General features: G+C 62.7%; 16 protein-coding genes and 1 pseudogene. 11 read left to right on the top strand and 6 right to left on the bottom strand.

Annotation, left to right across the window (positions count from 1 at the left end; genetic code table 11):
- From ABIT12_RS15330 to ABIT12_RS15305, 6 genes and pseudogenes are all read left to right on the top strand, one after another.
- Nucleotides 1–167 (top strand): annotated as a pseudogene (locus ABIT12_RS15330) (sugar ABC transporter permease); the annotation flags it as partial.
- 107 nt (nt 168–274) lie between these two features.
- Nucleotides 275–1,117 carry a carbohydrate ABC transporter permease gene (locus ABIT12_RS15325; RefSeq protein WP_348040802.1) on the top strand — a complete coding sequence of 281 codons (843 nt, stop codon included), beginning with the start codon at nt 275–277 and terminating at the stop codon, nt 1,115–1,117.
- A gap of 42 nt (nt 1,118–1,159) precedes the next feature.
- The gene (locus ABIT12_RS15320; protein ID WP_348040796.1) at nt 1,160–2,377 is read left to right on the top strand and encodes a sugar ABC transporter substrate-binding protein; all 1,218 of its coding nucleotides are present in this window, start codon (nt 1,160–1,162) and stop codon (nt 2,375–2,377) included.
- Nucleotides 2,378–2,467: 90 nt separating this feature from the next.
- Complete coding sequence (locus ABIT12_RS15315) at nt 2,468–3,544, top strand: sn-glycerol-3-phosphate ABC transporter ATP-binding protein UgpC (RefSeq protein WP_348040794.1); 1,077 nt, start codon at nt 2,468–2,470, stop codon at nt 3,542–3,544.
- A 39-nt stretch (nt 3,545–3,583) separates the two neighbouring features.
- Nucleotides 3,584–4,450, top strand: a complete 867-nt coding sequence (locus tag ABIT12_RS15310; RefSeq protein ID WP_348040792.1) for a MurR/RpiR family transcriptional regulator — start codon at nt 3,584–3,586, stop codon at nt 4,448–4,450.
- 44 nt (nt 4,451–4,494) lie between these two features.
- Nucleotides 4,495–6,513 carry a beta-N-acetylhexosaminidase gene (locus ABIT12_RS15305; protein WP_348040790.1) on the top strand — a complete coding sequence of 673 codons (2,019 nt, stop codon included), beginning with the start codon at nt 4,495–4,497 and terminating at the stop codon, nt 6,511–6,513.
- A 224-nt stretch (nt 6,514–6,737) separates the two neighbouring features.
- Here ABIT12_RS15305 and ABIT12_RS15300 read toward each other — a convergent pair whose 3' ends face one another.
- The gene (locus tag ABIT12_RS15300) at nt 6,738–8,198 is read right to left on the bottom strand and encodes a M81 family metallopeptidase (protein ID WP_348040788.1); all 1,461 of its coding nucleotides are present in this window, start codon (nt 8,196–8,198) and stop codon (nt 6,738–6,740) included.
- A gap of 193 nt (nt 8,199–8,391) precedes the next feature.
- Here ABIT12_RS15300 and ABIT12_RS15295 point away from each other — a divergent pair, with 193 nt between their 5' ends.
- Nucleotides 8,392–8,775, top strand: coding sequence for a Rid family hydrolase (locus ABIT12_RS15295; protein WP_348040786.1), 384 nt, complete (start codon nt 8,392–8,394; stop codon nt 8,773–8,775).
- A gap of 1 nt (nt 8,776) precedes the next feature.
- Complete coding sequence (locus ABIT12_RS15290) at nt 8,777–9,550, top strand: SDR family oxidoreductase (RefSeq protein WP_348040784.1); 774 nt, start codon at nt 8,777–8,779, stop codon at nt 9,548–9,550.
- A gap of 207 nt (nt 9,551–9,757) precedes the next feature.
- Here ABIT12_RS15290 and ABIT12_RS15285 read toward each other — a convergent pair whose 3' ends face one another.
- On the bottom strand, nt 9,758–10,654 hold the full coding sequence (locus ABIT12_RS15285; protein WP_348040782.1) for an N-acetylmuramic acid 6-phosphate etherase: 897 nt from the start codon (nt 10,652–10,654) through the stop codon (nt 9,758–9,760).
- Between the two features lie 281 nt (nt 10,655–10,935).
- On the opposite strand from ABIT12_RS15285, the gene ABIT12_RS15280 reads away from it, so the two are divergent.
- From ABIT12_RS15280 to nagA, 3 genes are read left to right on the top strand one after another with little or no spacing between them, the layout of a single operon-like run.
- Nucleotides 10,936–11,700 (top strand): GntR family transcriptional regulator, encoded by a 765-nt coding sequence (locus tag ABIT12_RS15280; RefSeq protein WP_348040780.1) that lies wholly within the window; start codon nt 10,936–10,938, stop codon nt 11,698–11,700.
- A 32-nt stretch (nt 11,701–11,732) separates the two neighbouring features.
- Nucleotides 11,733–12,743: an SIS domain-containing protein gene (locus tag ABIT12_RS15275; RefSeq protein ID WP_348040800.1), complete on the top strand. Its 1,011-nt coding sequence runs from the start codon at nt 11,733–11,735 to the stop codon at nt 12,741–12,743.
- Nucleotides 12,740–13,900, top strand: coding sequence for an N-acetylglucosamine-6-phosphate deacetylase (nagA, locus tag ABIT12_RS15270; protein ID WP_348040778.1), 1,161 nt, complete (start codon nt 12,740–12,742; stop codon nt 13,898–13,900). Before ABIT12_RS15275 ends, nagA begins: the two co-directional genes overlap by 4 nt.
- On the opposite strand, the gene ABIT12_RS15265 is transcribed toward nagA, so the two are convergent.
- The 4 genes from ABIT12_RS15265 to ABIT12_RS15250 form a co-directional block, all read right to left on the bottom strand.
- Entirely contained in the window at nt 13,897–14,616 is a 720-nt protein-coding gene (locus ABIT12_RS15265) for a copper homeostasis protein CutC (protein WP_348040776.1), read from the bottom strand. The two genes, nagA and ABIT12_RS15265, sit on opposite strands and share 4 nt — an antisense overlap.
- Nucleotides 14,616–15,524 carry an ROK family protein gene (locus ABIT12_RS15260; protein ID WP_348040774.1) on the bottom strand — a complete coding sequence of 303 codons (909 nt, stop codon included), beginning with the start codon at nt 15,522–15,524 and terminating at the stop codon, nt 14,616–14,618. The genes ABIT12_RS15265 and ABIT12_RS15260 overlap by 1 nt, the downstream gene beginning before the upstream one ends.
- Before the next feature lie 120 nt (nt 15,525–15,644).
- Nucleotides 15,645–16,616 carry an ABC transporter permease gene (locus ABIT12_RS15255; protein WP_348040772.1) on the bottom strand — a complete coding sequence of 324 codons (972 nt, stop codon included), beginning with the start codon at nt 16,614–16,616 and terminating at the stop codon, nt 15,645–15,647.
- A gap of 17 nt (nt 16,617–16,633) precedes the next feature.
- Nucleotides 16,634–18,172 (bottom strand): sugar ABC transporter ATP-binding protein, encoded by a 1,539-nt coding sequence (locus ABIT12_RS15250; RefSeq protein ID WP_407065631.1) that lies wholly within the window; start codon nt 18,170–18,172, stop codon nt 16,634–16,636.
- Between the last annotated feature and the right edge of the window lie 2 nt (nt 18,173–18,174).

The following is an 18,174-nucleotide window of genomic DNA, read 5'->3' as shown; positions in this document are numbered from 1 at the left end:
CCGGCTCCACCACCACCATGATCATCGATACCTACAAGACCGCCATCGGCTCATATAAATATGGCGAAGGCGCCGCCCGCGCGGTGATGATCTGCATCTTCCTGTCCCTGTTCTGCCTGGCCTATTTCCGCGTCGTCGGAAAGATCAACACGGGAGAAAAGGCATGACCGACCAGCCGCTCGATCTCGCCGCGCAAAAGACCGCGCATCCCGCCGATGACCTGGCCGTGGTGCCCGTCGCCCTCAAGGCCAAGCCTGCCAAGGCCGTGCGCGCCATGATCGATCGCTACACCTGGTACGAATACGTCGCCATTTATGCCGGCATCTTCGTCTTCCTGTTTTTCGTGCTGGCCCCCTTCATCGAAGGCTTCATGGTCTCGCTGAAGCCCCTCTCGGCTCTGTTCTCCACGCCCTACAGCTTCTGGCCCAAAAACGGCTCGCTGACCGCCTATTTCACCATGTGGCAAAGCGTGCCCGGCTTCTGGCGCTACATCGTCAATTCGCTGTTCCTGTCCACCGTCATCACTATCGTCGTGCTGATCATGGTGGTCCCGGCCGCCTACGCCTTCGCCCGCTTCCCCTTCACGGGCCGCGGCATCATGCTGGCAGGGTTCCTCGCGGTGAACATGTTCTCGGGCGCCGTGCTGCTCATCCCGCTCTACCGGCTGATGCGCTCGCTGGGCCTGCTCAATTCCTACTTCGCCATGATCGTGCCGGGCGTGGCATTCCTCATCCCGTCCGCGATCTGGCTGCTGCGCACCTACATGATGCGCATTCCGCGCGAACTCGACGAAGCTGCCTGGGTCGATGGCGCATCGCGCCTCTATACCCTGCGCCGCGTCATCCTGCCTATCGCCATGCCCGGCATCATCGTCGTGGCGATCACCACCTTCATTGGAGCCTATGCGCAGCAGTTCATCTTCGCGCTGACGTTCAACTCCAAGACCGAGTTCATGCCGCTTCCCATCGGGTTGTTCGCCTATTTCGGGCGACAGGAAGTGGTGTGGAACGAGCTGATGGCGGCCAGCTTCGTTGGCATCGCCCCCGTGCTCATTCTGATCGTTTTTCTACAACGCTATCTCGTTGCCGGCCTCACCGCCGGTGCCGTGAAGCAATAAGACTCGCCCCGCATTGGGGCAGTAACCAGGGAAGGGACTAACATGACTAAACAAGGGACAATCCTGGGCGGCGTTCTCGTCGCTCTGCTTGCCTCGACCGCCATGGCGGTTGCTGAAGACAAGCCGATCCAGTTCGTCGAATGCGGCGACGCGCCAAGCGCCGTCCACGTTGCCAACATCAAGAAGTGGGAAGCTGCAAACCCGGGTTTCCCGGTTTCGGTTGAAGTCGTTGGTTGGGGCCAGTGCCAGGACAAGGTAACCACCCTTGCCGTCGCCGGCACCCCGGTTGGCCTGGCCTATATCGGTTCGCGCGCGCTCAAGCAGCTCGCTTCGAACGATCTGATCGTTCCGATCCCGATGAGCGATGACGAAAAGAAGGCCTACTACAACTACATCCCTGACACTGTGACCTTTGATGGCAAGCAGTGGGGTTCGCCGGTGGCGTTCTCGACCAAGGCTCTGTACTGGAACAAGGACCTGTTCACCGCAGCCGGTCTTGATCCTGAAAAGCCCCCGGTCACCTGGGCCGAAGAAATTGCCGACGCCAAGGCAATCTCGGAAAAGACCGAGGCAGCCGGCTTCGGCGTTGTCGCCAAGACCTTTGACAACACCATGCACCAGTTCTTGCACTGGGTTTACACCAATGGCGGTTCGGTGATCGACGCTGATGGCAACATCACCCTCGACTCAAAGAACAACCTTGAAGCCCTGACCGCTCTCAAGGACATCACCGCCTATGCTGAAGAAGGCCCGACTGCTTACGAGCAGAACGAAGTGCGCGCCATCTTCCTCGACGGCAAGCTTGGCATGATCCAGGCCGCCTCCGGCGCACGTGGCCTGCTCAAGGACGTCAAGTTCAAGTGGGGCGTAACCCTGCTGCCGCTTGGCCCTGAAGCCAAGGGCCCAGGCACTCTGCTGATCACCGACTCGATGGCAGTGTTCAAGGGCACCGGCGTTGAAGATCAGGCGATCTCGCTGGCCAAGTTCCTGACCGACCCGGCAAATCAGACCGAATACGAGGCCGAGCAGGGTCTGACCCCGCTCCGTCCCGGCCCGGCTGTTGATGCCATGGTTGCCGCTGACGCAACCTGGAAGCCGTTCCTGGACTCGATCCAGTTCGGTGGCCCGGAACCCCTGCTGACCGACTATGTCGGCCTGCAGAACACCATGATCGAAATGGTCCAGTCCGTGGTCACCGGCCAGGCCGAACCTCAGGCTGCTCTGACCAAGGCCGCTGCTGCACTTGAAGAGTTCAAGTAAGGTTTAAGCCATACCGCCGTCGCCAATCCTCCTGGCGACGGCGGTCTCCTCTACACCGTGCCGACCGCACCGACCGGAGACGTCATACCCATGTCCGAACTCAGCCTTTCCAACCTGCGAAAGACCTTTGGCGAAAGCGAAATCATCAAGGGGATCAATCTGGAGGTCACCGAAGGCGAATTCGTCGTGTTCGTTGGCCCCTCGGGCTGCGGCAAATCTACCCTGCTGCGCATGATCGCCGGCCTTGAGGACGTGACCTCGGGCGAAATCCTGATCGCCGGCAAGACCGTCAACGACCTGCCGCCGGTCAAGCGCGGCATCGCCATGGTGTTCCAGTCCTATGCGCTTTACCCGCATATGACGGTGTTTGAAAATATCGCTTTCCCGCTGCGCGTCGAACGCCTGCCCAATGACCAGGTCAAGGAACGCGTCGCCCGCGCCGCCAAGGTTTTGCAGCTTGATGCGCGTCTCGAACAGCGTCCCGGCACGCTCTCCGGCGGCCAGCGCCAGCGCGTCGCCATCGGCCGCGCCATCGTCCGCGAGCCCCGGATTTTCCTGTTCGACGAGCCGCTCTCCAACCTCGATGCCGCCTTGCGCTCCGACATGCGCATCGAGCTGATGGAGCTGCACAAAAAGCTCGGCTCCACCATGATCTACGTCACCCATGACCAGGTCGAAGCCATGACCATGGCCGACAAGATCGTGGTGATGAATGCCGGCCTGATCGAACAGATCGGCTCCCCGCTTGAACTTTACCACAAGCCCGACAATCTCTTCGTCGCCGGCTTTATCGGCAGCCCGAAGATGAACTTCATCACCGGCAGCTGCACCTCGGCCGATGGCACCAATCTGGTGGTCGATCTGGGCGCACTGGGCAGTGTCAGCCTGCCGCGCACCACCACCGGCCTCGCCGGCCAGCAGATGACCGTGGGCATTCGCCCCGAACATCTGATGCTGGGCAAGGGTGACTTCACCCTCAACCTCACGCCCAAGATCGTCGAGCATCTCGGCATCCACGCCGTGGTCTATGCCGATCTGCCCAATGGCGAGATTTTCACGGCCTTGTTTGAAGGCGATCCCAATGTTGCCGAGGGCACGCCGGTCCAGATCGGCTTCAGCCGCGACGCCGCGCATGTGTTCGACTCAACAGGCCTGGCGGTCTATTAAGCCGCCAGCGCCGACTGTCCGGCCCCCAGAGTTTTCCCCATGCTCGATATTGTCGGCGTCCTGCAGTCCGAAAAGAACGATTTTACCCGCTCCGAACGGGTGCTTGCCGATATCATTCTGGTCGACGCCGAGTCTGTGCTGAAACTGTCGATTGTTGATCTGGCAGCGCAGGCCGATGTGTCGCCACCCACCGTCACCCGCTTCTGCCGGCGCCTCGGCTGCGACAGCTATGCCGATTTCAAGGTCCGGCTGGCGCAGTCCCGTTTCGTCGGCCAGCGCTATGTGGTGCCCACCGATGGACCGCAAAGCGTGCGCGAAATCGCCCAGACGGTGGTCAACGGCGCCCAATCCAGCATTTACGATACCTTCGAGCATCTCGATTTCGAAGCCATCGAACGCGCCGCCGAAACCATCATCAAGGCCAGTTTCGTGCTCTCGTTCGGCTCGGGCGGTTCCTCCTCGATGGTGGCCACCGAAATGGAAACCCGGCTGTTCCGCCTCGGCCTCAAGGTTGCGTCCTCGATCGATCATCAGGCCCAGATGATGCGCGCCGCCGGCTCGCCTGCCGGTACCGCCATCATCGCGTTTTCGCTCAGCGGCAACAATCTGCCGCTGGTCAAGGCGCTGACCGCTGCTGCGGCCTACGACCTGCCGCGGATCGTCATCACCCGCTCCGGCTCGGCCGTGGCGGCGGAGGCGGATGTGCTGATCCCGATCGACCGGCAGGAAAATACCGACATCCTGCGCCCCACGCCGGGCCGCTACGCCTTTTTGGCGGTGGCCGACATTCTGGCCCAGACCGTGGCCACGCGCCTCGGCTCCGCTGCCGTCGCCAGCATGCGGCGCATCAAGCATCAACTCGTCGTCAATCGCGACGGCGACGACAGTCAGCCCCTCGGCGACTGACTCTCCCCATGCGGCCAAGCGGCCGTTTATTGCAGGAATATCCTATGAGCAGCGCACCCAAGCTTTCCCTCGTCACCATCTGGACTCCGGCCAAGGACGACGTCGCGCTCTCTTACGCCATCAAGCTGACCAATAATGGCCCTGGCCCGCTCAGCGGCTTCAAGCTCGGCGTCAGCGGCCCCGCCCGCATCGATCCGCATGCCGAAGTCGAAGGCGGCACGCTGCAAGTGCGCCTCTCCAACCATTCGCTGTTCGTGCCGCCCGCCGGTTTCGTGCTCGAACCGGGCCAGACCTGGACCGTCACTGCGCGCGGCCTGTCCTATGGCCTGCGCCACTGGAGCGACGGCGCCAATTCAGCCTATGTGGTCCTTGCCGATGGCTCCATGGTGATCGTCGGCACCGCCCCGACCCAGGCGATCGGCTCCAACGCCCCGCTGCTCAAGGGCGCCGCCCGCTTCCCGATGCCGGCCAAGGCGCCAGTCGATGTCTCGATCATTCCCTGGCCGAAAAATGTCTCGACCACCGGTTCGCGCAGCGTCCCCGCCGGTCTTGACCTGAAGCCCGAAGGCGATGCCGCCGGCAAGGCCGCAGCGGCTTTCACCACGCTGGTCGCCGACCTGTTCCCGGTCGAAGGCCTGGTCCGTTCCGCGGCCGAAGGTGGCATGCCCGTCCTGCTCCAGAGCAAATCCGGCCTCGGCCCCGAGGCCTATGACATCGCCTTTGCCCAAGACGCCGTCACCATCAGCGCCACCGCGCAAACCGGCCTGCTCTATGGCCTGATCACCGTCGGCCAGATCCTGCGTGGCGCCAAACAGCACCCGCTGACGCTGGTCTTCCCCAGCGGCGGCACCATTTCGGACGAGCCCGGCCTGGTCTGGCGCGGCAGCCATCTCGATGTCGCCCGCCAGTTTTATTCCAGCGCCGAAGTCAGCCGCCTGCTCAAGCTGATGGCCTGGAACAAGATGAACCGCTTCCACTGGCACCTGTCGGAAGACGAAGGCTGGCGCGTCGAGATCGACGCCTATCCGCAGCTGACCGCCATCGGCGCCTGGCGCGGCCATGGCAAGGCGCTGCCGCCACTGCTCGGCAGCGGCCCGCACCCAACCGGCGGCTTTTACACCAAGACCGCAATCCGCGATCTGGTCGCGCTCGGCCAAAGCCTGGGCATTCAGATCGTCCCCGAGATCGACATTCCCGGCCATTGTTACGCCGCTTTGGTAGCACTGCCCGAACTGCGCGATCCCAACGAGATCGGCGAATACCAGTCGGTGCAGGGCTTCCCCAACAACTGCCTCAATCCGGCGCACGAGCCGGTCTATAAATTCATCGAAACCGTCATCGATGAAATGCTCGAAATGTTTCCCGGCGGCATCTTCCATCTCGGCGCCGACGAAGTCCCGCTCGCCGCCTGGTCCGGCTCACCGCTGGCTTTGGCCCTGCTCGAAAAGCTGGCGGGCAAAGCCATCGCCGACAAGCATCGGTCCTTGCTCAACTCGGTCGGCAACCTGCACGGCGCCGATGAAATCGAAGGCTCCGGCACCGCCATCCTGCAGGCCTATTTCATCAAGCGTGTCCACGCCTATATCGCCTCCAGGGGCGCCATCACCGGCGGCTGGGAAGAAGCCGCGCACGGCAATGTCGTCGACAAGGCCAAAACCTATCTCGTCGGCTGGCGCACCGTCGAAGCCAATGCCGCGCTTGCCGCGGAGGGCTATGACATCGTCGCTTCCCCCGGCCAGCGCTACTACCTCGACATGGCCAATTCGCTGTCCTGGTCCGAACCCGGCGCCGGCTGGGCCGGCTGGTCCGGCCCCGAGGAAACCTATGAGTTCGAAGCTCGCGAAGGCTGGAGCCCCGACAAGCTCAAGCACCTGCTGGGCGTGCAAGCCTGCATCTGGTCCGAGCCAATGACCGATCGCGCCATCTTTGACCGCCTGGTCTTCCCGCGCATCTCCGCCATCGCCGAAGCCGGCTGGACCACGCCGGAACGCAAGTCGTGGAAACGGTTCTCGGCCTTCGCCGGAATGATGCCGATCATGTACGGCAACTGGGCCGAGGCTTGAGCGCTCCACACCCACCAGACCCCCCTCTCCCCTTGTGGGACTTGGAGGTGGTGGCGCAGCCACAAACCGCTCCAGTGGAGCGGTTTGAACCGAACAAGGACAGAAATTCTGCGTTCAGCAGAATTTCAGGGTGAGGGGTGCTGCGCCATCCCATGCCAAACGTTCATAGAAGAAACCCCTCATCCGCCCTTCGGGCACCTTCTCCCTCAAGGGGAGAAGGAAGATCAGGTGGCCCACGGGTTCTCCACCATCGGCCAGATCGTCCGCCGCGCCTTGCGATAGTCCGTCGTCGCCGGCGTATTGGGATAAGGCCGCCCCGCCGAGCAGTAAATGATCTCGCTGGCGATCTTGGAGAACGAGTCATAAAAATGGTTGGTCGACTTGATCAGCAAAATCTTGCGCGCCGTCGGATCGATCCCCAGCGCTGAAAACAGGCTTGGATCAAAGCTCTGCGCCCGCGTCGAATTAAGGATCACGTCGATCCCGTCAAAGCTCACCCACGCCGCATCGCCGAACGGGGCAAAACTCTCGCCAAACTTCATCTGCGCATTGGTCACCAGCTTGCGCACCGTCACCCGCTTGTCGATCGGATCGCCCGTTTCCGGCGCCGATTTCGCCCCGAAGCGCAGCGGGATTTCGGCGCCCTCGCCCGCCGCAAAACAGATCTGCACCGCGATCGGGTCCCAGATCGTGCCCACGGCGACCTCAGTTGCGCCCTGCGCCATCAGTTCAGCCAGCAGCACCGTGGCATCACCCGCCGTGCCGCCGCCGGGATTGTCCCACACATCGGCAATCACCACCGGACCCACGGGCGCCGCCAGCGCCTGCGCCACTGCCGCACGCTCATCGATCTGCTTGACCATGAAGGTGCCGCGCAGCGCAAACAGCTCCATCCCCAGCCGTTCCGCCAGCGCATCGCCCTTGGCCCGGTCGCCGTCGGTCACCACGATCACCCGGGTGCCCAATTCAGGCACATCGGCAGCCATGAAGCCATGGATCACCGAGATCGACAGCAGCGCCGGATCGCTTTGCTCCAGCCCATAGAGCCGATCGACGAAGGAACGCATCGGGTCCTTGCTGGTCGGAAAAATATCGATCATCCGGCAATCGAACACTGACATCACCGGCCTGATTTCGCCCTTCAGCGTGCGCACCGCAATGGCCCACAGGTCCCGCGCCCGATCGACGAAATCGATATGCGGAAATTCCTTGAACACCACGAAAAAGTTCGTCGCCGCCACGCGCTTCGCCGTCAGGTGGCTATGCGGATCAAGCTCGGCGCAGATCAGGATATCCGGCCCGACAATCGCCCGCACCCGAGCCAGCAGGTCGCCTTCCGGATCGTCATAACCCTGCGCCACCATGGCGCCATGCAGGCCCAGCACCACGCCATCAACCGGCATTGCCGCCTGCAACTGTCCCAGAATTTCGTCGCGCAACTCTTCATAAGTGGCACGATTGAGCAGCCCGGCCGGATCGGCCCAACTGGCCGAACCTTCGATCAGCGTCCAGCCCAGCCCCGTGCACACCTCGCGTCCCACGGTGATCGGCGCGGTACACAGCGTCGGCGTTGCCGGATGCTGGCCCGGCTTGGCGTGCAGCGAAGCTTCGAACGCTCGCTTGTCGATGCTGATCGGGGAAAACGTATTGGTTTCCGTTGCCAGGGCGGCGGTAAAAATGCGCACGAAAAACTCGCAAGCTAGGGAGCGGATTTGAGCTTGGCAGCCCACTGCCAGTGGTTCAACCTATCACGATCAAAACCGCCAGATCACGTAAGAAATTTACACGATTTTCCCATTTTTTCGCAGAAATGGTCGCTCTGACACGATATAACGCCTCAACAAGAAATTCTCTTTCAGAAAACCCGCAGGAGCCCCGATGTCGATCACCCGTTATGGCGCAGAAAAATCCGGTGCCGGTGGCCAGAACCTGCCCTTCGCCCGCGCCGTGGAAGCTGGTGGCTTTCTGTTCGTCTCCGGCCAGGTCGCCATGGAAAATGGCGAGATCATCAATGGCGGTATTGTCGAACAGACCCACAAGACCATCGCCAATCTCATCGCTATCCTCAAGGAAGCCGGGTACGGGCTCGAACACGTCGTCCGCTGCGGCGTGTGGCTCGATGATCCGCGCGATTTCTGGAGCTTCAACGCCATCTACAAGAGCTATTTCGGCGAACACCCGCCCGCCCGCGCCTGCGTGCAAGCGCACATGATGGTCGACTGCAAGGTCGAGATCGACTGCGTCGCCTACAAGGCGCCCTGATATGACCTCGCCCTTCCGTCTCGATGGTCAAACTGTCCTGATCAGCGGCGCCGGCGGCGGCATCGGCGCCTCGCTGGTCCAGGCGTTCCGCGACGCCGGCGCCAAAGTCAGCGGTGCCGATCAGGACGCCGCCATGCTGTCCCATCTCGATCTGGATAACTCAGTCACCTTCGATCTGGCCGATGCCAATGCCACCAGCGCTGCGATCTCGGCCTACCTTGATGAACACGGCACACCCAACATCGTCGTCTCCAATGCCGGCTTCACCCGCGCCGAAACGCTCGACCATCTCGACAATGCCATCTGGCAATCGGAACTGGCGATCAACCTCAACGGCGCCTATGCGATGACCGCCCCGATCATCGCGGCGATGGCGGAACGCGGCTCGGGCAATCTGGTGTTCATCTCGTCGGTCAATGGCCTCGCCCATTACGGCAACCCGGCCTATTCCGCCGCCAAAGCCGGCCTCATCGCCTATGCCAAGGCCATCGCCGTCGAACGCGGCGCCAATGGCATCCGCGCCAACGTCATCGCCCCTGGTTCGGTGCGCACCCCCGCCTGGGATCATCGGCTTGCGGCCAATCCGCGCCTGCTCGACAACGTGCTGCCGCACTATCCCCTCGGCCGCATGGTGCTGCCGATGGAGGTCGCCAATGCAGCAGTGTTCCTGGCGTCAGCGGCCGCAGCCGGCATCACCGGCACCGTGCTGCCGGTGGATGCAGGCCTGACCGCCGGAAATCTGCGGTTTGTCGATGAGGTGCTGAAGGGGAGGTAGCCCCATCAGACCACCCTTACTTACTTACTTACCTACCTTCCTTCCTTCTCCCCTTGAGGGAGAAGGTGCCCGAAGGGCGGATGAGGGGTCGGGATGTCTCCGCGAACATTGCGCAAGCGGAAATAACCCCTCACCCTGAAATTCTGCTGAACGCAGAATTTCGTCCCTCTCCCGCAAGGGGCGAGGGTAGGGACTGAGAGCACGGCGTCAGACTTTCAAACCCGCCAGCACCGGCCGCAACTTGCCCCCACTCTGCGCCAGCAGCCCCTCGGCTTCCGTCAAATCCTGCGCCCCTGCCGCCAGCAATATCGCGGTCTTCACCGACCCATGCGAGCGCTCCAGCGCCTGTCCGGCAGCATCTTCGCCCACTTCTGTCACCGCCATCACAATGCGCCTGGCGCGGCCAACCAGTTTGATATTGTCGGCAAACAGATTGACCATCAGCCCATCATGCACGTGGCCAAGCTCGGCCGCCATCCAGGTCGAGAGCATGTTGAGCGCAATCTTTTGCGCTGTGCCCGCACCCATCCGCGTCGAACCGGCAATCACCTCGGGCGGTGTCGGCAGGCAGATGGCGACGTCGACCAGATTAAGCAGCGGCACATCGGGATTATTGGCAATGCCGATAGTCTTGGCTCCGAGCTCCCGCGCCGCCCGCACCGCCGCCAGCGGAAACGGCGTACTGCCACTGGCCGACAGCGCGATCACGCAATCACCCACGCCAACCCGGGCATCGGCGATTCCCCGCCGCGCCTCGTCTTCATCGTCTTCCGGCGCGCCGGCCATATCGGTCAGCCCGGCCACGCCACCGGCCAGGATCACTTTGATCCGGCTTTTGGCGATGCCATAGGTGCCGGGCAGTTCCAGCGCATCGGCCAGCGCCATCAGCCCCGAACTGCCGGCCGCCACATAGACCAGTTTCCCGCCATTACCGAGGCACTGCGCCGCCAGCGCCGCAGCCTCCGCAATGGCGGGAACAGCCACTTGCACGCTGACGGCAGCGTCCGCCTGCGCCCGCGCCAGAATCATCAGCGCCTGCTCGGCGGGGAGCAGATCGAAACCCTTGGCGCTGCCATGGATCATTTCCGTCTGCTTGCCAGCCATGCCGTGCTCCTTTGCCGCGATAATGCCAAAAAAATACCACTTGTCCAGACGGGCGCGGTTTTTTACCGTGAGTTACCCTCCAAAACCACAGTTAGACCCGTTCTGCGCCTGTCAAATTGCCGCTTGTGCATTTTTTCGTTTTGATCTTGGTGAATGGTATTTTATTGGTATTATATAGCAGCTTCCCACCAAGGGAGGCGTTGAAAAACAGCGATGAGAAGTCCACACAGAGGCGGCAGCAGCGCGTGGGGGTGGTAGTGGCCGAAATAGCAGGACTTTTTTTGGCCGATCAAGCAGTTGTGCTGCCCAGCGGCGGCCCGCTTTATCTCCAGCTCAAGCGCTGGATCGAAGACGCCATCCATAATGGCGCGCTCAATTCCGGTGACGCCCTGCCCTCCGAACGGGATCTGGCGCTCAAGGTCGACGTGTCCCGCGTCACCGTCCGCAAGGCCGTGCTGCAGCTGGTCAAGGAAGGCGTGCTGGTGCAGCGCCATGGCTCCGGCACCTTCGTTGCCACCCGCACCCAGCGCGTCGAACAATCGCTGTCCCAACTCACCTCCTTCACCGAAGATATGGCTCGTCGCGGCATGGCGGTGCGCGCCGAATGGCTCGATCGCGGCATCTACGTTCCTTCGCCCGAAGAGACGGTCATTCTCGGCCTGTCTTCGGGCGGCCATGTCGCCCGCATTTCCCGCCTGCGCCTCACCGGCGATGCCCCGCTCGCCATCGAACGCGCCACCTTGTCGGCCGATGTGCTGCCCGATCCGCAAAAGATCGAGGATTCGCTGTATCGCCACCTCGACAAGAGCGGCCACCGCCCGGTGCGTGCCATCCAGCGCATCCGCGCCGAAAACCTTGGCGAACAGGATGCGCGCCTGCTCGATCTGCCGGTTGGCGCTGCCGGCCTGCGCATCGAGCGCACGTCTTACCTCGCCTCGGGCCGCGTCATCGAATTCACCCGCTCGATCTATCGTGGCGATACCTATGATTTCGTCGCCGAACTGCGTCTGGGCGACACCACACCACCAGGAGGCGCCAAGCCTTGACCACCGCTACCCTGCCAGCCGGCCAGACCCATATGCGCGCCGAGATCGAACAGATCCCTGACGTGGTCGCCAATTTCCTGCAGCAAAGCGCCGGCAGTATCGCCGCCGCCGCCGCGACCTTGCGCGAAAAGAACCCGGTCATGGTGGCCACCGTGGCGCGTGGCTCATCCGACCACGCCTGCTCCTATCTCAAATATGCCATCGAGCTGACCCTGGGCCTGCCGGTCGCCTCCATCGGCCCCTCGATTGCCTCGATCTATGGCCGCTCGCTCAAGCTCGATCGTTGCGCCGCCATCGCCATTTCCCAGTCCGGCAAAAGCCCCGATATCGTCGGCATGGCCCAATCGGCCCGCGCCTCCGGCGCCACCTCGATTGCCATCACCAATACCGCCGGCTCGCCTTTGGCCGAAGCCTCCGACTTCACCATCGACCTGCATGCCGGAATCGAAAAAAGCGTGGCCGCCACCAAGACCTTTGCCACCTCCATCGTCGCCGGTCTGGCGCTGTTGGCAGAGTGGAGCGGCGACGAGGCTTTGGGCAAGGCCGTGGCCACTCTGCCCGAATCCCTTGCCAGGGCCGTGGCCTGCGACTGGTCCGAAATGATCGGCGCTCTCGACGGACACAATGCGCTTTACGTGCTCGGCCGTGGTCCGGGCTGGGCCATTGCCAATGAAGCCGCGCTCAAGTTCAAGGAAACCTGCGGCATTCAGGGCGAAGCCTATAGCTCGGCCGAAGTGATGCACGGACCCGTTTCCATCGTCACCCCGGGCTATCCGGTGCTGGGCCTGGCCGCCCGCGACGCTGCCGAACCTTCAGTCGCCGATATGGCCCACAAGCTGGCCGGCCAGGGCGCACTTGCCTTCCTCACCTCGGACCGCCCCGGCGCAGCGCACCGTCTGCCCTTTGCCGCCACCGGCCATCCGATCACCGATCCCTTGTCGCTGATCGTATCATTCTACGGGTTCGTCGAAGCTCTTGCCCGCCATCGCGGCCTCAACCCCGATGCGCCGCCAATGCTCAAGAAGGTTACCGAAACCGTATGAGCGCCCTGACCTCCATCAGCGGCGCCCGAATTTTCGACGGGCAGGACTGGCATGACGACGCGGCGCTGCTGCTGGAAAATGCGACTGTCAAAGCTATCGTTCCGCTAGCATCTGTGCCTCCAATGTTAGCATCTGTGTACCTCGATGGCGGCGTCATCGTGCCCGGCTTCATCGACTTGCAGGTCAATGGCGGCGGCGGCGCGCTGCTCAACGAGCAACCGACGCTCGATGGCATAAGCACCATCTGCGCCGCCCATGCCCGCTTCGGCACCACGGCGCTGCTGCCGACGCTGATCACCGATACACCGGCGATTTCCGACCGCGCTGTCGCCGCCGGCATCGCGGCCACCACGGCAAAAATCCCCGGTTTTCTGGGCCTGCATCTGGAAGGCCCGCACCTGTCGCTGGCCCGCAAGGGGGCGCATGATCCGGCACTGATCCGCCCAGTCAACCAGACCGATATCGACCGCTTCCGCTTGGCCCGCGCGGCCATGCCCAATCTGCTGCTGACCTTCGCCGCCGAAACCGTGCCACCCGCGCAAATCGCTGAAATCGCCGCCCTCGGCGCCATCATCAGCATCGGCCATTCCGAGGCTTCGGCTGGTTCGGTCAACGCTGCTGTCGCTGCCGGCGCCAGCATGACCACGCACCTGTTCAACGCCATGAGCCAGTTGGGCAATCGCGAACCCGGCGTGGTCGGTGCAGCGCTGCAAAACGGCCAGATCTTTGCCGGGCTGATTGCTGATGGCATCCATGTCGACCCCACGACCATCGCCATCGCCCTGCGCGCCAAGGCCGGTCCGGGCAAGATCTTCCTCGTCACCGACGCCATGAGCCTGACCGGTACCGACCAGCAAAGCTTCACTCTCAATGGCCGCGAAATCATCCGCGCCGATGGCGCCCTGCGCCTTGCCGACGGCACGCTGGCCGGGGCCGACCTCACCATGATCGACGCCGTGCTCTACATGCACCGCATCATTGGCCTCAGCTTTGAACAAGCCATCCGCATGGCCTCGCTCTATCCAGCCCAGGCGATGCGGATTGGCGCCACCCACGGCCATCTGCGTCCCGGCGCCGTCGGCAGCTTCGTGCATCTATCGGCAGATCACAGCGTCCGCTCGACCTGGATTGATGGCGCCAAGGTGTTCGAGGCCTAGGCGTTGAGCGCGGCCTTCAAGCCCGCAACCACATCGGCGCTGGTGGCGCGGCGGGTCGGCCCAGCAAAGCCCAGATCCACCACCTTGCCACCCATCCCGGCGCGCGACACCGAGCAGGTCGCATGCACCTCGAACGCACCGGTTGCCGCGATGATACGCTCCACATTGGCGGCCGTCACACCCGATCCCGGCATGATGCTGATCCGGCCACGGGCCGCCTGGATGGCATTCTGCAGGCCTTCCAGGCCCTCAATCGCTGTAGCCGCACCACCTGAGGTCAGGATGCGCTCGAAGCCGTGCGCAACCGCCGTCTCCACGGCCGCAGCAAGGTCCGGCACCAGATCAACGGCGCGGTGCAAGGTCCGGCCCAGCCCTTGCGCGTATCTGGTCAATCGCCCAAGCACGGCTCCGTCGAGCGTACCGTCGACATGACTGGCCCCGAGCACCACGCCCGCCAGACCTGCTGCGCGGATAGCGTCGATATCGCCCAGCATCACCGCAACGTCACCCTCCGAAAACACAAAATCGCCGCCCCGTGGGCGCACCATCGCATAGGTCGGAATTTTCAGCTTGGCCGCCTGCTGCATCAACCCGGCAGTCGGCGTCAGCCCGCCCAGTTCCAGTGCCGAACACAATTCGATCCGGTCCGCGCCACCGGCAACGGCGGCGGCCAGACTCGCGGCACTATCGACGCAGACTTCCAGCAGGCGGGCCATCAATGGGCACCCTGCGCCAAAAGGCTGGCGCCGATCAGCCCCGGCTCAACCCGGCATTGCCCCGGCACCACCAGCGGCGCACTGGTCGTCCGCAAAATTCGCTTCCGCACCGCCGCATCGATTCCCGCGATCAGCGCCGTCGAATTGGACATGCCCCCGCCCACCGGCACAATCGATGCACCAACGACATTGACCACCAGCGCCAGCGGACTGGCGACCAGATCGACATAGCAGTCAACAGTGTGAGCAGCGACCGCATCACCGCCCTCCCACAGCGCCACGATCTGCGTGCTCGGCAGATCGACCCCATGCAGATGCCTGTGCAGCCTCTCCAGTCCACGCGCGGCGCCGATCGTATCGACACAGCCAACCTGCCCACATCCACAAGGATAGCTCGGGATCGGATCGCGGTTCGGTCCGGCAAAATTGGCTGCAGCAGGACCGTGGCCCCACTCCCCCGCAATGCCGCCCGCGCCCTGCAACACCTTGCCCTCAATCACCAGCGCGCCACCGACGCCAGTGCCCAGAATGGCGCCAAACACGATGCGATGGCCACGCCCCGCGCCCGCGCCAGCCTCGGCCAGTGCAAAGCAATCCGCATCATTGGCCACCAGCACCGGCCGGCCAAGTAACGCGGTCAATTCCGGCGCCAGCGCCCGTCCATCGATGCAGGCAATATTGGCGCATTTGATAATGTGGCTGTCCGGGTCGATCACTCCAGTGATCGAGATGGCAACACCCTCACCCACCCCGATCTCCGCCTTGTCGATTGCTTCAGCCAGCGCTGCGGTAAACGCGGCAAAATCCTGCAACGGCGTCGGCACGCGGCTCAGCGCTCCAATCTCACCCCCATCGCTGATCGTCGCCGATTTGATGGCGGAACCGCCGATATCGAAACACAGGGTCATCTGGGCACTTTGGACTACAAAACTATCGGCCAATTCCTATGCGGTTTTGTCCGGTCCGCCCACACAAAAACGCCGGCCATGCACTGGGCATGGCCGGCGTCGAAAGCGCGTTGGTTCAGCTCAGCGGCCGCTGCGGCGCCGCAACTGGTCGAAGAATACGATGATGATGATCAGGAAGCCGGTGATGATGCGCTGCCAGAACGAATTGACGTTCAACAGGTTGGCGCCATTGGCAATCGTGGCCAGAATGAACGCGCCGATCAGCGGCCCATGCACCGAACCCACGGCGCCAAACAGCGAGGTGCCGCCGATCACCGTCGAGGCAATCGCCTGCAATTCCCAGCCGTCGCCCTGCGTCGCGTTACCGACACCGAGGCGCGCCGCCAGCATGACGCCGACAAAGGCGGCAAACATCGCCGACAGGCCATAGGCAATAAAGATCATCTTGGGGACGGACACGCCCGACAGGCGTGCTGCTTCGGGGTTGGAGCCGACCGCATAAAGATAGCGGCCCCATTTGGACAGGTGCAGGAACACATAGGCCGGGATCGCGACGATCACCACCATCCAGAACAGGTTGGGCACCCCCAGGAAACTTTCGCGCGAGAACAGCGTGAAACTCTCATTGGTGATGTTGATGGTCGAACCATTGGTCATCAGCAGGCCAATGCCACGCAGCGAAGTCAGCGTCGCCAGCGTGATGATGAACGGCGGCAGGCCCATCTTGACGATGCCGAAAGCGTGGAAACACCCGATCGCCAAGCCGACGGCCAGCGTGATGATGATCGCCACCGGAATCGGCACGCCCTGCTGGATCAGCCCGGCCACGATCACCGTGGAAAAGCCCACCACAGCGCCCACCGACAGGTCGATACCGGCGGTAATGATCACGAAGGTCTGCCCGATCGCCAGGATCGCGATCATCGAACCTTGCCGCAGCAGGTTGGAAATATTGTTGCCAGTGGCAAAACTTGGCGTGGCAATGCTCAGTGCCACGCAGAGCAGCACCAGCAGCCCCACCAGCGTCAGCGCGAACAGGAAGTTGAAATTGCGTTTGGCCGCAACCGTGGTCGGCGTTACTTCGACAGTCATAAAACTCTCCCCTAGCGTCAGACGCCGATGGCTTCCGCCAGAATTTCTTCGTGTGTGTGTTCGCGATAGGCCTGCGATCCCACCAGGTGCCCGTCGCGGAACACATGCAGGGTGTCGGCCAGTTCATAAACTTCAGGCAGGTAGGACGAGATCAGGATGATCCCCGCGCCATTCTTCAATAGCCGGGCAAACAGCCGGTAGATTTCAGCCTTGGTGCCGACGTCAACGCCCACGGTCGGCTCGTCAAAAATGAACAGCTCCGCCCCATGGTTGAGCCATTTACCGATAACGATCTTCTGCTGGTTGCCACCCGACATCGACGAAGCCAGCGACCGCCGCGAAGGCGTCTTGATCCCCAGATCCTTGATCTGCTGATCGGCACGTTTCTTCTCTTCGCCGACATTGACCACGATGCCGGAATTGATCTTGTCGTAGACCGGCAGGTTGATGTTGAGCCCGATCTGCAGGTTCAGGTTCAAGCCCTGGTCGCGCCGGCTTTCCGGCGCCAGCGCAATGCCCAGCTCGATGGCGGTGCGCTCATTGCGCATGTCCACCACTTTGCCCTGCCATTCGATCGTGCCGGCGGTTGTGGGGTTGCGCCCAAACACTCCCAGCGCAAATTCGCTGCGCCCCGCGCCGATCAGGCCATAAAGCCCGACGATTTCGCCGGCACGCACCTGGATCGAAATATCGTTGAAACCCTTGCCGGTCAGACCCTTGGTTTCCAGCAGGAGCTTGCCGAACGGGATCTGTTCCTTGTGGTAGATCTGGTCCAGCGTGCGGTTGATCATCAACGCCACCAGCTCGGCATCGTTGGTTTCGCTGATATTGCGCGTGCCCACCAGCGTGCCGTCACGCAGTACCGAAACCCGGTCCGCCAGTTCGAACACTTCTTCCATGCGGTGGGAAATGTAGACGATGGTGACGCCTTCGGACTTCAATCGGCGGATCAGGTTGAACAGCTGCGCTGCTTCCTGCCGGGTCAGATAAGCCGTCGGCTCATCGAAAATGATAAACTGTGTGCCGCGCAGCGAGGCGCGCGCCGTCGCCACCAACTGCTGCTGCCCGATGGTCAGGCTGCCAAGAATGGCCTCAGCCGGCAGGTTGAAGCCGATATCGTCGAGAATTTTCTGCGCCGCGCGGTTCATCTCGCGCCGCTGCAACATGCCGAATTTAACGGTTTCGTCGCCCAGGAAAATATTGGCCGCGACCGACAGATGCCGGCACAACACCACTTCCTGATGCACGGCGTTGATGCCATGGGCAATCGCTTCCAGCGGCGTCGAGAGCGACACCGACTGGCCATTCCACAGCACATCGCCACCGGTGCGGCGGATAACGCCGGTCAACAGCTTGATCAGGGTGGATTTGCCGGCGCCATTTTCGCCGACAATGGCGTGGATTTCACCGCGCCGGAAGCTCAGCGACGCCGGCTTCAGCGCCTTGACGTGGCCGTAGTGCTTTTCCAGTTCGCGCAGTTCGAGGATATAATCCGTCGCCGCATCGACGCCGGCTGGCGGGACACCCGCAGCGGCTCCACTCGAGAGCTCTGTCACTT

The organism is Devosia sp. (assembly GCF_039927955.1).
Taxonomy (GTDB): domain Bacteria; phylum Pseudomonadota; class Alphaproteobacteria; order Rhizobiales; family Devosiaceae; genus Devosia.
This window is presented reverse-complemented; position numbering and strand designations above follow the sequence as displayed.

What these genes read in the sequence shown, in the direction of transcription:
- ABIT12_RS15325 (WP_348040802.1), top strand. Translation starts at nt 275, where the DNA reads ATGATCGATCGCTACACCTGGTACGAATACGTCGCCATTTATGCCGGC.
- ABIT12_RS15315 (WP_348040794.1), top strand. Translation starts at nt 2,468, where the DNA reads ATGTCCGAACTCAGCCTTTCCAACCTGCGAAAGACCTTTGGCGAAAGC.
- ABIT12_RS15260 (WP_348040774.1), bottom strand. Translation starts at nt 15,524, where the DNA reads ATGACCCTGTGTTTCGATATCGGCGGTTCCGCCATCAAATCGGCGACG.
- ABIT12_RS15310 (WP_348040792.1), top strand. Translation starts at nt 3,584, where the DNA reads ATGCTCGATATTGTCGGCGTCCTGCAGTCCGAAAAGAACGATTTTACC.
- ABIT12_RS15275 (WP_348040800.1), top strand. Translation starts at nt 11,733, where the DNA reads ATGCGCGCCGAGATCGAACAGATCCCTGACGTGGTCGCCAATTTCCTG.
- ABIT12_RS15290 (WP_348040784.1), top strand. Translation starts at nt 8,777, where the DNA reads ATGACCTCGCCCTTCCGTCTCGATGGTCAAACTGTCCTGATCAGCGGC.
- ABIT12_RS15285 (WP_348040782.1), bottom strand. Translation starts at nt 10,654, where the DNA reads ATGGCTGGCAAGCAGACGGAAATGATCCATGGCAGCGCCAAGGGTTTC.
- nagA (WP_348040778.1), top strand. Translation starts at nt 12,740, where the DNA reads ATGAGCGCCCTGACCTCCATCAGCGGCGCCCGAATTTTCGACGGGCAG.
- ABIT12_RS15265 (WP_348040776.1), bottom strand. Translation starts at nt 14,616, where the DNA reads ATGGCCCGCCTGCTGGAAGTCTGCGTCGATAGTGCCGCGAGTCTGGCC.
- ABIT12_RS15255 (WP_348040772.1), bottom strand. Translation starts at nt 16,616, where the DNA reads ATGACTGTCGAAGTAACGCCGACCACGGTTGCGGCCAAACGCAATTTC.
- ABIT12_RS15305 (WP_348040790.1), top strand. Translation starts at nt 4,495, where the DNA reads ATGAGCAGCGCACCCAAGCTTTCCCTCGTCACCATCTGGACTCCGGCC.
- ABIT12_RS15295 (WP_348040786.1), top strand. Translation starts at nt 8,392, where the DNA reads ATGTCGATCACCCGTTATGGCGCAGAAAAATCCGGTGCCGGTGGCCAG.
- ABIT12_RS15320 (WP_348040796.1), top strand. Translation starts at nt 1,160, where the DNA reads ATGACTAAACAAGGGACAATCCTGGGCGGCGTTCTCGTCGCTCTGCTT.